Raw genomic sequence first — 13,253 nt, 5'->3', positions numbered from 1 at the left:
GATGGCGGTCGTATCCCTGCCCACCCCGGCCGCCCGGCGCCAGGCGCCCGCCGTCGCGCCCCGCGACGCCGCCGAGCTCGAGGCGGCGCTGCGCCGGGCGGTCCGCGGCGACGTGCGCTTCGACGCCGGAGCCCGGGCCGCGTACTCCACCGACGCCTCCAACTACCGGCAGGTCCCGATCGCCGTGGTGTGCCCGCGCGACGTCGAGGACACCGTCGCCGCCGTGCGGGTCTGCGCCGAGCACGGCGTGCCGATCCTCGCTCGCGGCGGCGGCACCAGCCTCGGCGGGCAGTGCTGCAACGTCGCCGTGGTGCTGGACCTGTCGAAATACGTGCACGGCGTCGAGTCCGTCGACCCGCAGGCCCGCACCGCGGTGATCCTGCCCGGCACCCCGCTCGACGACGCCAACGCGGCGCTCGCGCCGTACGGCCTCGTGATCGGCCCCAAACCGGCGACCCACTCGCACTGCACGATCGGCGGCATGGTCGGCAACAACTCCTGCGGCGCCACCGCGCAGTGGGCCGGCACGACGGGCCAGAACATCGAGCGCCTCGAGGTGCTCACCTACGACGGCGTCCGGATGTGGGTCGGCCCGACCTCGGAGCACGACTTCGAGCAGATCCAGGCCGAGGGCGGCCGGAAGGCGGAGATCTACCGGGCGCTGCGCACGCTGCGGGACACCTACGCGGAGCAGATCGCCACCCGCTTCCCCGACATCCCGCGCCGGATCTCCGGCTACAACCTGCCCGATCTGCGCGACGACCACGGCTTCCACGTCGCCCGCGCCCTCGTCGGCACCGAGTCCACCTGCGTGATCGTGCTGCGCGCCGAGCTGCGCCTGCTGCCCAGGCCGGCCCACCAGGTCACCGTCCTGCTCGGCTTCCCGGACATCGCCGCCGCCGGCGACGCGGCCCCGCGCGTGGCCCGCCACGCCCCGATGCAGCTGGAGGGGCTGGACGAGAAGCTGCTGCGGTACGAGCGCGAGGAGCACCGCCCGACCGAGATCCTCGCGGCGCTGCCCGACGGCGGCGCCTGGCTGACGGCCGATCTCGCCGCGGACACCGAGGACGAGGCCCGCGCCAAGGCCCAGGCGGTCATCGACGACGTCGGTCACGGCACCATCCTCGAAGACGACGACATGCGGCAGCGCCTGACCAAGGTGCGGGAGGCGGCGCTGGCCACCACCGCGCGCACCCCGAACGGCCCCGACGCCTGGCCCGGCTGGGAGGACTCCGCCGTCGACCCGGAGCGGCTCGGCGACTACCTGCGGGCCCTCGGCGGCCTGCTCGACGAGTTCGGGTACGGCGCCACCAGCCTCTACGGGCACTTCGGCCACGGCTGCGTGCACTGCAGCATCCCGTTCGACCTCACCAGCGCCCCCGGCATCGCCAGGTATCGCGAGTTCGTCCAGCGCGCCGCCCGGATCTGCGTCGAGCACCGCGGCTCGCTGTCCGGCGAGCACGGCGACGGCCAGGCCCGCGGCGAGCTGCTGCGCATCATGTACGGCGACGACGTCGTGCGGGCCTTCGAGGAGTTCAAGGCGATCTTCGACCCGGACGGGATGATGAACCCCGGCAAGGTCGTGCACGCCCGCCCGCTCGACGTCGACCTGCGCCTCGGTGCCGACTACGCCCCCGCCCAGCCCGCCACCGCGTTCCGCTACGCCGAGGACGACGGCGCGTTCTCCCGGGCCGCGCTGCGCTGCGCCGGCGTGGGCGACTGCCGCCGCAGCGGCCCGGACGGCGGTGTCATGTGCCCCAGCTACCAGGTCACCCGCGAGGAGGAGCACTCCACCCGCGGCCGGGCCCGGCTGCTGTTCGAGATGGTCAGCGGCGGCGTGATCGACGACGGCTGGCGCAGCACCGCCGTGCGCGACTCCCTCGACCTGTGCCTGGCCTGCAAGGGCTGCCGCAGCGACTGCCCGGTCCAGGTCGACATGGCCACGTACAAGGCCGAGTTCCTGCATCACCACTACGCCCGCCGCATCCGCCCCCGCGACCACTACTCGCTGGGCTGGCTGCCGCTGATCGCCCGGGCGGCCGCCGTCGCGCCCGAGATCGCCAACGTCGCGACCCGGCTGCCCGGCGCGAAACGGCTCGCCGGCATCGACCGGCGGCGCGAGGTGCCCCGGTTCGCGCCCGCCCGCATCGACCGCTGGCTGCGCCGCCGCCGGCCGCGCGGGACCGGCGAACGCGGCAAGGTGCTGCTCTTCCTGGACTCGTTCACCACCGCGTTCGCGCCCGCCGTCGCCGCCGCGGCCGTCGGGGTGCTCGAGGCCGCCGGCTTCGAGGTGGTCGTGCCGCCCAAGACCGTCTGCTGTGCGCTGACGTGGATCTCGACCGGGCAGCTCGGCGTCGCCGAACGGGTGCTGCGGCGGACCGTGAGCACGCTCGCGCCGTACATCCGCGAGGGCCTGCCGATGGTGGGCCTGGAGCCGTCGTGCACCGCCGTGTTCCGCTCCGACCTCGGCGAGCTCTTCGGCCGCGACCAGGACGCCGACCGCCTGGCCCGGCAGACCGCCACCCTCGCCGAGCTGCTCACCGACCGGGCACCGGACTTCGCACCGCAGCTGCCCGGCGGGCCGGAGGCGATCGTGCAGCGCCACTGCCACCAGCACGCGGTCCTCGGCGCCGACGCCGACCGGCGGGTCATGGCGGCGATCGGCGTGCGGGCGGAGGACCTGGACTCGGGCTGCTGCGGCCTGGCCGGCAACTTCGGCATGACCGAGGGCCACCGCGAGGTGTCGCTCGCCTGCGCCGAGCAGGCCCTGCTGCCGGCCGTGCGCACCGCGGACACGGGCACGCTCGTGGTCGCCGACGGGTTCTCCTGCCGCACCCAGATCGAGGACGCGCACACCGGCCGCCGCGCCGTCCACCTCGCCGAGGTCCTCAACGCGGCGGTGCACGGCACGATCCTGGGCGCGTATCCGGAGCGGCGGATCTCCCACCGGCCCGGCGATCGTGTCCGCTGAGGTCCGGTCGCTGCGTTGGGCGGCGTACCGCATCCCGACCGACGGGCCCGAGGCCGACGGCACCCTGGAGTGGGACGCCACCACCATGGTCGTCGTCCACGTCGAGGCGGCCGGCGGCACCGGCCTGGGCTGGACCTACGCCCCGGCCGCCGCCGGCCGGCTCGTCGAGGAGCTGCTCGCCGCCCACGTGGTCGGCCGGTCCGCGTGGGACGTGCCGGCGGCGAACGCGGCCATGGCCCGGGCGGTGCGCAACGCCGGCCGCCCGGGCGTGGCCGCCACCGCGATCTCCGCGGTCGACGTCGCCCTGTGGGACCTCAAGGCCCGGCTGCTGGGTGTACGGCTGGCCGCGCTGCTCGGCCCCGCCCGCGACACGGTGCCGATCTACGCCAGCGGCGGCTTCACCACCTGGGACGACCGCCGCCTCACCAGGTGGCTCGACGAGCACGCGGACATCCCGCGCGCCAAAATCAAGATCGGGGGCGAGTCCGAGGCCGCGGACCTGCGCCGCATCCACGCCGCCCGCGAGGCGCTCGGTCCGCACCACGAGCTCTACGTCGACGCCAACGGCGCCTACACGGCCAAGCAGGCGATCCGCCTCGCCGCCCGGTTCCCGGACGTGCGCTGGTTCGAGGAGCCGGTCTCCTCCGACGACCTCGACGGCCTGCGCCGCGTCCGGGCCGCCGTCGCCGCGGACGTGGCGGCCGGGGAGTACGGCTACGACCTGCAGTACTTCGCCCGCATGGCCGGCGCTGTGGACTGCCTGCAGGCCGACGCGACCCGCTGCGGCGGCATCACCGAGTGGCAACGGGTCGCCGGGCTCGCCGCCGCGAACGGCCTGGAGCTGTCCGGCCACTGCGCCCCGGCCCTGCACCTCGACGCCGCCCTGGCCACGGCGAACCTGCGCCACCTGGAATACTTCCACGACCACGCCCGCATCGAGTCGATGCTCTTCGACGGCGTCACGGCCCCGCAGCCCGGCGGCGTCCTGCGCCCGGACCTCGACGCCCTCGGCCACGGCCTGACACTCAAGACCGCCGTCGCCGAACCGTATCTGGTCGCCGCGGGCTGAACCCCACGACCGCGCGCGACGCAGAACGTGGTCTACATCTCGTGGATGCGAAGTACACAACGCCGCTCGGTGATGAGGTCACCGTCCTGCGCGACGCCTCGCTTGCTCAACCGGGCTCGTCACCCCCGCCTCCGGTGCCGAGCCCGGCTCACGTGCCGTACACCCGGGCCGGGTCGAGCAGCACGACCGTGCGGCGCTGCTCGGCCATGACCCGGTCGTACTCCTCCCAGTCGTCGTGGTTGCCGCCGGCGGCGGTGAACACCTCGCGCAGCAGCAGCCGCAGCCGCTCGGCGTCGATGCCCGTGGCCGGGTCGTCCGGGCCGATGAGGGTGGCCGGCCCCTCGACGGTGGCCCACTCCCAGCCGGACCGGGCCGTCACCGTCAGCCGGGGCCGGGCCCGCAGGTTGGCCAGCTTGACCGGGCCGTAGGTGACGAACCCGAGCACCGTGCCACCGCCGGCGGGGTGCGGCAGGAGCCCCGCGTTGACCACGGAAGCCTGGACGGTGCCGTCGGCCCGGACCGTCGAGACGACGACGAGCCCGTGTTCCCGTGCGGCGAGCGAGGCGAATTCCTCCAGCGTCGTCATACACCCGAGTTTAGGCCCGCGCGGCGAAGCAGCGTCGCCGAGGCCGTCTGCCCGGTGTCGCGGACCGGCCGGTGCGTCAACGACACCGACGGCGACTTCGCGGCGGTGCTGCGACGGGCGCACGCAGCGGCGCGCGCGGCTCTCGAGGGCGGCGACCTCGGCCGCGCGCGACGGCGGGGGCCGGCTCGAGGCGACCCCGCTGCTGTTCCAGGTGGCCGCGCGGGGCGGCGCGTGCCCCAAGCGGAGCCGGCCGAAGACGCCGCTCGGCCGGGCGCAGTCGGCGCAGACGAAGGTTTACGACCGCCGCGACCTCGATCGCGTCCTGGCCGCGGCGGCCGCCGACCGCGGACCCGGACCCCGGCTCGACGTCAGCCTCAACGACCGCCGCTTCGGCCCGCAGCGCTCGTGGACTCGCCGCCGGGCGCGCTGCTCCTCAACGTCGACGGCTCCGACGAGGCCGTGGCCGAGGCGCTGCTGTGGACGATGGAGGAGATCTCGGTGAAGGCTCAGGAGCGCCGCGCCTCGGCGAGCCGCGCGCGGATGATCGCGGCCGTGGCCGGGGTGCTCTCGCCGTACGGCTTGACGTAGACGGGCTGGTCCCGCTCGGCGCGCCAGCTGTCGGCGAGCGGGCCCGCGTCGACGGTGTCGTAGCCGATGGCGTCGAAGAACGCGGTCACGGTCGCCTTCGCCGCGGCGTCGTCGCCGGCGATCGGCAGCGCCGTGCGGTCGGGCGTGCCGGCGGGGCGGCCCAGCTCGGCGAGGTGCTTGAACCAGATGTTGTTGAAGCCCTTGACGACTTTCGCGCCGGCCAGGTGCTGCTGCAGCAGCCCGCTGGTGGTCGCGGTCGCGTCGTCGAGCCGCGGGAACCGGCCGTCGCGGTCCGGGTAGTAGTTGTTGGTGTCGACGACGATCTTGCCGGCCAGCGGTTCGGCGGGCACGTCCCGGTACGCCTTGAGCGGCACGGTCACCACGACGATGTCCCCGGCCGCGGCGGCCTGCGCCGGCCGGGCGGCGCGCGCCTTGGGGCCCAGCTCGGCGACGAGGTCGGCGAGCGTTTCGGGGTCCCGGGAGTTGCTGAGCACCACGTCGTGGCCGGCGGCGACGGCCAGGCGGGCCACGGTGCTGCCGATGTTGCCGCTGCCGATGAATCCGATCACTGTCATACCCCTGCCCAACCCACCGGCTCGGTCGAGCATTCCGCGCCGCCGGCAGTGTGACGCGCAGCCCATCACTAACATCGAACAACATAACTTCGATCAACGGTACTGTCTGAGCGAAGTCGCAGGTCGCCGGGGTGCACGCCGCACTCCGGCAGTTCCGATCGAGGGGTTCACCTGCGTTTGAGAAGCGGCTATGGTCATGGGGCTCGCCGCGACTGATCGTCACCGTTCCGGGTGACGGCGCGGCGGCCCGCCGAGTCGTGCTCGAACGAGCCGGGGACCCAAGCACCACTGGGGTGAATCCGTGCGGCCACGCGCCGCACGGTAGGGCGATCCTCCCGCCCGAATCCGTCAGCTAACCCGGTAGGCGGCATCGGAAGGAGCAGCGCATGCACGCCCTCGCACGGCGCCACGCCTCGGCACACTACCCCGCGGATCCGCCGGCACGCCCGGATCGCCGCCCCATCGGCTGACCCTCCGGCCCGACCGCAAAGCCCCGACCAACACCGTCCCTAGTGGACGGTCGATGGCGCATTCCCCCGTTCCGTACCGGCCCCTGCGGGCCGGAGTCGAAGTCTGTCGAGGTTTCCCGTGCAGTACCCCGAGCAACCGAACCGTCCGTACCGACGGAGGCGCGCCCGTGCCGGCCGATGAGACCAGCGGGCCGCGGCACCTGCGGCGCAACCCGCACGGCCGGCACTTGGCCGTCCGCCGGGGCATCGGCCTGTACTCGGCGGCCGCCGTCATCGCCTTCGCCGTCGTCGGCGCGCTGCTGCTGTTCTCCTCGCACGGCCCCCGCACGCTGACCGTGGCGGAGTCCGGGCCGTCGACCCAGCGCGGAGACGACCGGTCGGCCGACTCCGACCGCCGCGCGTCCCGCGGCGAAGAACGCACCGGCGACGCGCCCAGCCGGCAACCGTCGCCAACGGCGAGCGCCGAGGCGAAGCCGTCACCGGCGCAAACCACGGCGCAGCCGCCGCCGAGCACGACCACCGCCGCGCCCTCGCCAAGGGTCATCGCCGCGGTCGGCGAGCTGACCCAGGCCGAGATGAACAACGCCGTCACGATCATCCGCACCGGACAGCAGCTGGGCCTGCCGAGCCGCGCGTACGTCGTGGCGATCTCCACCGCGCTGCAGGAGAGCCACCTGCACAACCTCGCGAACTCCAACGTTCCCGAGTCGCTCAACCTGCCCAACGAGGGCGTGGGCAGCGACCACGACTCCGTCGGGCTGTTCCAGCAGCGGCCGAACTGGGGCACCGTCGCGGAGCTGATGAACCCGGCGGAGGCCGCACGCCGCTTCTACAACGCGCTCGTCGGGGTCGACGGCTGGCAGCAGATGCAGGTCACCGTGGCGGCGCAGACGGTCCAGGTGTCGGCGTTCCCGGACGCCTACGCCAAGTGGCAGGCGCTCGCCGAGCAGGTCGTGACCGCCGCCGCGCCGTGAGCCGCCGACGGGCCCTGGACGACCGGTGCACCCGTCACAGGTCGCCCAGGGCCGTCAGCGACGACTCGACGCAGTCGGCGACGCTGCAGGGCATGCCCGAGATCACGTCGACCGAGACGGTGCTCATCTTCGACGAGCTCGCCACCACCCCGAGGCGGGGCTGAGCAGTCCCCACGCCGGCATCATGCCACCTTCGATCAGGGCGCCCCGGCTCAGCCGAGACGGGCCGCCGCGGCGGCGATCGTGGCGGAGTCCAGGGGCAGCGTGGCCTCGACGTGCGTGCCCTCGCCCGGCGGGCTGGTGATCGTGATCGACCCGCCGAGCGCCTGGACCCGGTCGGCCAGGCCGATGAGGCCTGCGCCCCGCGCCGGATCGGCGCCGCCCACACCGTCGTCGCTCACCGACAGGCGCAGCTCGCCGCCGTTGGTGTTCGCCTCGATCCGTACGTGCGAGGCGCGGGCGTGCTTGGCCGCGTTGTCGGCGGCCTCCACCGCGATACAGTACGCGGCGTACTCGACCGGCTCCGGCGGCCGCTCCCGCAGGTCCAGCCTCAGCTCGGCCGGCAGGCCGCCGCGGCGGGCGAGGACCTTGAGGGCCGGGCCCAGGCCACGGTCGGACAGGATCATCGGGTGGATGCCACGGGAGATCTCGCGGAGGTCGTCCACCACCGCGGCGAGCCGGTCGGTGACCGCGGCCAGCTCCCCGTGCGCGTGCGGCAGCTCGGGCGGGATCCGCTCGTCGGCGGCGCGCAGCCCCATCGCGACGGCGATGAGCTGCTGCAGGACGCCGTCGTGGAGGTTGCGTTCGATCCGCCGCCGGGCCTGGTCGGCGGCGACCACGACGCGGGCCCGGGAGGCGGCCAGGTCGGCGCGGGCCTGGGCGTTGGCGACGGTGGTGGCGATGAGCTCGGTGGAGTCGCCGAGGCGCTCAGCCGCCTCGGCGGCCAGGGGCCGGTCGCCCGTGACGGCCGCCGTGACGACGCCCCAGAGGCGGCCCTCCACGATGATCGGCGCGCCGACGGCGGCGCGGATGTTGCTCGCCCGGAGGCGGGCGGCGAGGGGGCCCACGGCGCTGTCGTAGTCGTCCATCCGGGCCGGCTGACCCGACCGGTGCACGCTCGCCGCGATGCTGTCACCCTCCAGCGGCACCAAGGCGCCGACCGGAATCCGGATGCCGTTGGGTCCCCACGCCGCGACCACGGTGCCCGCGCTGTCGTCGTAGCGCACGATGTGCACGTCGTCGGTGCCGATGAGCCGCCCGATCTCGGTGGCGACCGCGTCCAGCGCCTCGGCGGGTGAGGCGCCCTGGGCGACACGCACGGCGACGCGCCGCAGCGCGGCCTGCGTGCGGCCGTACCTGACCAGCTGCGCCACGCTGCGCTGCGTCGAGGCGCCCATGGCGTTGAGGGCGCGGGCGAGTCGGCGCGCCTCGCCCGCGCCGGTCGGCGGGACGCGGGCGTCCAGCTCGCCGTGTTCCAGGCGGCCGGCCATCGCCGCCGCCCGGCGGATCGGCTGGACGACGACCCAGTTGAGGTACGCCTGGACGCCCCCGCAGAACAACGCCGACGCGGCCACGCCGGCGACGACCCCGACCACGGCCGTGCGGGCCAGCGTGCCCGCGCGCCGGTCCTGCCGCGCGGCGAGCCGCTCCTCGGCCGCCGCCAGGTTGTCGAGGTCGGCGCGCAGCACGGCGACCCGGCGGTCGCCGTCGCGCAGGACCGGCCCGCCGTCGGAGCGGCCGTCGCGCGCCGCCTGCAGGGTCGGCAGGGCATGGTCCTGCACGTACGACCGGCTGTCCTCGCGAAGCCGCCTGATGAGTTCCGTCTGGTGCCGCTCCCGGGCCTGCTGCTGCAGGCCGCCGAGGCGGTCGGTGAACCGGCCGTGCTGGGCCGACCACGACGTCAGCAGGGCCGGCTCGTGGCTGACCAGGTAGCCGCGCTCGGTGCGGTCCAGGTCCAGCAGCTGCCTCTCGGCCTGCTGGGTGTCGGCCCGCAACCGGTCGGCGCGGGCGGCGAGCCGGGAGGCCTCGCGCTGCTCGACGACCGCGGCGAGGACGACCGCGGCCACGCCCGCCATGAGCACCAGGTACAGCACACACCAGGCGGCTGCCCGCGGAACCAGTCCCACCCGCATCACGCCACGTTTCCCCGTCCGGCGAGGAGTATGACGGGCGGGGCCGTACACTTCCCGGCGTCGATGCGTCGGGGGTGAGCCGGGGAGGGCCGTCGTGCCGGATTCGATCATGGTCCCGTTCCACGGGGCCGGCAGCGGCGTCGACGAGCTCAGCTGGGGCCAGCGCGAGCTGTGGGGCGGCATGCTCCGCCAGCGGACCTGGATGCCGATGGGCCTCGTGCTGCCGCTGCCCGCCGGCACGGGCGTCGAGGACGTGGCGGCCGAGCTGCGCTTCATCATGGAGCGCTTCCCGTCGATGCGGACCCGGCTTCTGCTGCGCCCGGACGGGCCGCCGCAGCAGAAACTTTCAGAGTCCGGCGCGGTGCCGCTGGAGGTGCTCGACGTGCCCGACGACGGGAACCCGGCCGAGGCCGCCGAGGAGGCGAGCCGGCGGCTGCACGAGACCGCGTTCGACTTCGAGCGGGACTGGCCGGTGCGCACCGCGGTCATCCGCCACCGGGGCGCGCTCACCCACCAGGTCACGGTCGTGTGCCACCTCGTCAACGACGGCTTCGGCGGGCTGGTCCTGGCCGAGGAGGTCGCGCGCTGGCACCGGGCCGGGCGGCGGGTGGACACCGTGCCGGAGGGAATGTCGCCGCTGGAGCAGGCGGCGTGGCAGCGCTCCCCCGCCGGGCAGCGGCAGTCGGCGGCAGCACTGCGGCACTGGGACAGGACCCTGCGGGCCATCGAGCCCCGCCGCTTCCCGGGCCCGCTCGACCCGCGGCGCCCCCGGCACTGGCAGGCCGGCTTCACGTCCCGGGCCATGCACCTCGCGGCGCGGGTCGTCGCGCGGCGGACCGGCACGGACCGCACGACGGTGCTGCTGACCGCCTTCGCCGTCGCCCTCGCCGACGCGACCGGCATCCACCCGGTGGTAGTACGGGTGGTGGTGAGCAACCGCTTCCGCAGTGCCCTCGCCGACACGGTCAGCCCGGTCAGCCAGCCCGCGCTGTGTGTCCTCGACGTCGCGGGCCTGCCCTTCGACGAGGCCGTGACCCGCACGGGGCGGCGGGCGATGGCCGCGTACAAGCACGCGTACTACGACCCCGGCGCCCTCGACGCCCTGCGCGAACGGGTGAACCGCGAACGCGGCGTGGAGGTCGACATCGCCTGCTACTTCAACGATCGCCGGCCCCCAAGCCCGGCGGCGGACCCGCTGCCGACGCCGGACGAGATACGGGACGCGCTGCCGGCCACGGCATTCCGCTGGATCTCCCAACAGGACAGACCGAACGAGCGCCTGTTCCTGACCATCAACGCCGACCCGGACACGGTCGACCTCGACATCTGCGGCGACACCGAGCACATCCCGCCGGCGGCGCTGGAGGCGTGCGTTCGCGGGATGGAGAGCGCCACCGTCGCCGCGGCCGTCACCGGCGACCCGGCGGCCTATCAGCGCCGATAGACGACCTCGCGCCGCCAGGCGTCGCACGGCTCACGGCTCACGGTGGCGAACTCCTGACCGTCATCAGCTGATAACGGTCCGCAGGGAGTGGCCCCGAGGACGTGCGCTACGACGGCGCGGCGGACAGGCTACGGCACGTGTGGGTCGCCATCCGTAGCGTCTTCGAGGCCGTGGCCCTCGACGACGTCACCGCCGGCCCGCTGCCCGAGCCTGTCCCCGGCTCCCGCCCCGCCCCCGCGCTCGCCGCGGGACAGGACCCAGGCGACGGCGAGCTACGAGGGCGAGGACGCCTGGGTCACGCACCGGAATCCGTGACCAGCGCTACCTTCCCGCCCGGGTGGCCGGTGCGCACCAGGTCGATCGCCGCCAGGGCCTGCGTGAGCGGGAAGGTCCGGGCGACCGGCACGACGAGCCGGCCCTCGGCGGCCAGGTCCAGCAGCCGGGCCCGGACCGAGTCCCGGTAGGCCGCGCTGGCCGGCAGGTTGCCGGCGATCGCGGTGATGCCGGCGGCCCGGGACCGCTCCGAGCCGACGATCGTCACCGCGCGGCTCAGATCCGCGAGCAGCCCCAGGGTCGAGTCGACGGCCTCGTCCGTGCCGACGCAGTCGATGACGGCGGCGATGCCCGCCGGGACCGCCGTGCGGACGCGGTCGGCGAGGCCGGGCCCGTACGGGATCGGGCTCGCGCCGGCCTGCCGCAGCAGGGCGAAGTTGTGCTCGCTCGCGGTGCCGATGACGTGGGCGCCCTTGAGCCGGGCCTGCTGCAGCACGCTGATGCCGACCGCGCCCGACGCCCCGTGCACGAGGACCGTCTCGCCCGCCGCGACCCGGGTGACGTGCAGCGCCTCGGCGGCGGTGGTCCCGGCGAGCAGGAGGTTGGCGGCGGCCGGGAAGTCCAGCGCCTCGGGCTTGGCGAACACGTCCTTCGCCGGGGCGGTGATCTGGGAGGAGTACCCGCCGCTGATGCGGAACGCCACCACCGCGTCGCCGACCGCCCCGCCGCCGGAGGCGATCTCGGTGCCGGGCCCGAGCGCGCTGAGCACGCCGGCGACCTCGTAGCCGATCTCCAGCGGCAGCGGCCGGTCAGAGCCGCGCTCGGCGGCCAGATGCTTGTAGTCGGCCGGGTTGACGCCCGCGGCCCGCACGTCGATCGTCACCTCGCCGGGGCCGGGCGGGCGGACGCCGACCTCGACGAGGGTGAGCACCTCGGGCCCGCCGAACTCGGGCGCGATCCACTTCACGGCCATCGTGGCTCCTTCGGTCAGGGCTCCAGCAGGCCGGCGCGGCGCAGGATCGGCAGGACTCCCTCGCCGAAGTGGTACGCCTCTTCCAGGTGCGGCTGGCCGGACAGGATGAAGTGGTCGACTCCGAGATCATGGTACTCGCGGATGCGCTCGGCGACCTCCGCATGGCTGCCCACCAGGGCGGTGCCGGCGCCGCCGCGGACGAGTCCGTAGCCGGCCCAGACGTTGGGGTACACCACCAACTGGTCCCGCCGCCCGCCGTGCAGCGCGGCCATCCGCTGCTGCCCCACCGACTCGCCGGCGGCGAACTGCCCCTGCACCAGCGTGACCCGCTCGTCGTCGATCCGGCCGAGAAGGCGCTCCGCCTCGGCCCACGCCGCCTCCGGCGTGTCGCGGCTGAGCACGTGGAACCGGATGCCGAAGGTGAGCGTCCGTCCCGCGTCGGCGGCGAGCTTGCGCATCCGCTCCAGCCGCTCGGCGATCTGTGGCGGCGTCTCACCCCACGCGAGGTACACATCGACGTGCCGGGCCGCGACCCGCTCGGCGGCCGGGCTGGCCCCGCCGAAGAAGACGGCCGGCGGGGCGTACGGCTCGAACGGGATCCGGGCCCGCTCGATCCGGTAATGCCGGCCGTCGAGGTCGAACGGCTCCGCCGCGTCGCTGACCCCGCGCAGTGCGGCCAGGAACTCGCCGGTGCGCTCGTAGCGCTGGTCGTGGTCGAGGTGGTCGCCGAAGCGCCGCTGCTCGACCGGGTCGCCGCCGGTGACGACGTTGAGCAGCAGCCGCCCGCCGGAGATCCGCTGGAAGGTGGCGGCCTGGTGCGCGGCGAGCGTCGGCGAGACCAGCCCCGGCCGGAACGCCACGAGGAACTTCAGCCGGGTCGTGACCTGGCTCAGCGCGGCGGTGGTGATCCAGGCGTCCTCGCACCAGGTGCCGGTCGGCGTGAGCACTGCCTCGAACCCGAGCTGCTCGGCGGCGCGGGCGATCTGCCCGAGATACTCGACCGTGGGCCGGCGGAACCCGTCGGCGACCGCGCCGAGCGTGTGCTGGGAGCCGTCGCCGGAGCCGACGATGTCGCGGCTGTCGCCGTTCGTCGGCAGGTACCAATGCAGATGGACGCTCATACCCACAAAGCATATCGGATTACTGGGTATCCGCCTCCGGCACGTGATCGGACGCTCACCGGCCCGGTGCCGGCGGC

General features: G+C 74.7%; 10 protein-coding genes and 1 riboswitch. Of the genes, 4 read left to right on the top strand and 6 right to left on the bottom strand.

Translation table 11 applies throughout. From position 1 onward, the window contains the following. Position 1: 1 nt before the first annotated feature. Together ACQPY0_RS28385 and ACQPY0_RS28380 are read left to right on the top strand one after the other, a co-directional pair. Positions 2 to 2,971: an FAD-binding and (Fe-S)-binding domain-containing protein gene (locus ACQPY0_RS28385; RefSeq protein WP_432994534.1), complete on the top strand. Its 2,970-nt coding sequence runs from the start codon at positions 2 to 4 to the stop codon at positions 2,969 to 2,971. Continuing rightward, on the top strand, positions 2,961 to 4,040 hold the full coding sequence (locus tag ACQPY0_RS28380) for an enolase C-terminal domain-like protein (protein ID WP_432994532.1): 1,080 nt from the start codon (positions 2,961 to 2,963) through the stop codon (positions 4,038 to 4,040). The genes ACQPY0_RS28385 and ACQPY0_RS28380 overlap by 11 nt, the downstream gene beginning before the upstream one ends. Before the next feature lie 148 nt (positions 4,041 to 4,188). On the opposite strand, the gene ACQPY0_RS28375 is transcribed toward ACQPY0_RS28380, so the two are convergent. Beyond that, positions 4,189 to 4,626 carry a TIGR03618 family F420-dependent PPOX class oxidoreductase gene (locus tag ACQPY0_RS28375; RefSeq protein ID WP_432994530.1) on the bottom strand — a complete coding sequence of 146 codons (438 nt, stop codon included), beginning with the start codon at positions 4,624 to 4,626 and terminating at the stop codon, positions 4,189 to 4,191. 506 nt (positions 4,627 to 5,132) lie between these two features. Further along, positions 5,133 to 5,789: an NADPH-dependent F420 reductase gene (locus ACQPY0_RS28370; protein ID WP_432994528.1), complete on the bottom strand. Its 657-nt coding sequence runs from the start codon at positions 5,787 to 5,789 to the stop codon at positions 5,133 to 5,135. Between the two features lie 238 nt (positions 5,790 to 6,027). After that, a riboswitch (cyclic di-AMP (ydaO/yuaA leader) is annotated at positions 6,028 to 6,171 on the top strand. 255 nt (positions 6,172 to 6,426) lie between these two features. On the opposite strand from ACQPY0_RS28370, the gene ACQPY0_RS28365 reads away from it, so the two are divergent. Then, positions 6,427 to 7,233 carry a hypothetical protein gene (locus ACQPY0_RS28365; protein ID WP_432994526.1) on the top strand — a complete coding sequence of 269 codons (807 nt, stop codon included), beginning with the start codon at positions 6,427 to 6,429 and terminating at the stop codon, positions 7,231 to 7,233. Positions 7,234 to 7,267: 34 nt separating this feature from the next. On the opposite strand, the gene ACQPY0_RS28360 is transcribed toward ACQPY0_RS28365, so the two are convergent. Both ACQPY0_RS28360 and ACQPY0_RS28355 read right to left on the bottom strand, forming a co-directional pair. After that, positions 7,268 to 7,408 (bottom strand): hypothetical protein, encoded by a 141-nt coding sequence (locus ACQPY0_RS28360; RefSeq protein WP_432994524.1) that lies wholly within the window; start codon positions 7,406 to 7,408, stop codon positions 7,268 to 7,270. Positions 7,409 to 7,445: 37 nt separating this feature from the next. Beyond that, positions 7,446 to 9,365 (bottom strand): GAF domain-containing protein, encoded by a 1,920-nt coding sequence (locus ACQPY0_RS28355; RefSeq protein WP_432994522.1) that lies wholly within the window; start codon positions 9,363 to 9,365, stop codon positions 7,446 to 7,448. Positions 9,366 to 9,459: 94 nt separating this feature from the next. Between ACQPY0_RS28355 and ACQPY0_RS28350 the strand changes: the two genes are divergently transcribed. After that, positions 9,460 to 10,809, top strand: a complete 1,350-nt coding sequence (locus ACQPY0_RS28350; RefSeq protein WP_432994520.1) for a condensation domain-containing protein — start codon at positions 9,460 to 9,462, stop codon at positions 10,807 to 10,809. 295 nt (positions 10,810 to 11,104) lie between these two features. On the opposite strand, the gene ACQPY0_RS28345 is transcribed toward ACQPY0_RS28350, so the two are convergent. Together ACQPY0_RS28345 and ACQPY0_RS28340 are read right to left on the bottom strand one after the other, a co-directional pair. After that, positions 11,105 to 12,055 (bottom strand): quinone oxidoreductase family protein, encoded by a 951-nt coding sequence (locus tag ACQPY0_RS28345; RefSeq protein WP_432994518.1) that lies wholly within the window; start codon positions 12,053 to 12,055, stop codon positions 11,105 to 11,107. A 14-nt stretch (positions 12,056 to 12,069) separates the two neighbouring features. Then, on the bottom strand, positions 12,070 to 13,176 hold the full coding sequence (locus ACQPY0_RS28340; protein WP_432994516.1) for an LLM class flavin-dependent oxidoreductase: 1,107 nt from the start codon (positions 13,174 to 13,176) through the stop codon (positions 12,070 to 12,072). Positions 13,177 to 13,253: the final 77 nt, after the last annotated feature.

Origin of the sequence: Dactylosporangium sp. CA-233914 (assembly GCF_050942935.1) — a bacterium.
Classification (GTDB): domain Bacteria; phylum Actinomycetota; class Actinomycetes; order Mycobacteriales; family Micromonosporaceae; genus Dactylosporangium.
The sequence above is the reverse complement of the archived record's forward strand: the minus strand, read 5'-3'. Positions and strand labels throughout refer to the sequence as shown.

Excerpts from the sequence above, each read along its gene's own strand:
- ACQPY0_RS28375 (WP_432994530.1), bottom strand. The coding sequence starts at position 4,626 with ATGACGACGCTGGAGGAATTCGCCTCGCTCGCCGCACGGGAACACGGG.
- ACQPY0_RS28355 (WP_432994522.1), bottom strand. The coding sequence starts at position 9,365 with ATGCGGGTGGGACTGGTTCCGCGGGCAGCCGCCTGGTGTGTGCTGTAC.
- ACQPY0_RS28385 (WP_432994534.1), top strand. The coding sequence starts at position 2 with ATGGCGGTCGTATCCCTGCCCACCCCGGCCGCCCGGCGCCAGGCGCCC.
- ACQPY0_RS28370 (WP_432994528.1), bottom strand. The coding sequence starts at position 5,789 with ATGACAGTGATCGGATTCATCGGCAGCGGCAACATCGGCAGCACCGTG.
- ACQPY0_RS28345 (WP_432994518.1), bottom strand. The coding sequence starts at position 12,055 with ATGGCCGTGAAGTGGATCGCGCCCGAGTTCGGCGGGCCCGAGGTGCTC.
- ACQPY0_RS28340 (WP_432994516.1), bottom strand. The coding sequence starts at position 13,176 with ATGAGCGTCCATCTGCATTGGTACCTGCCGACGAACGGCGACAGCCGC.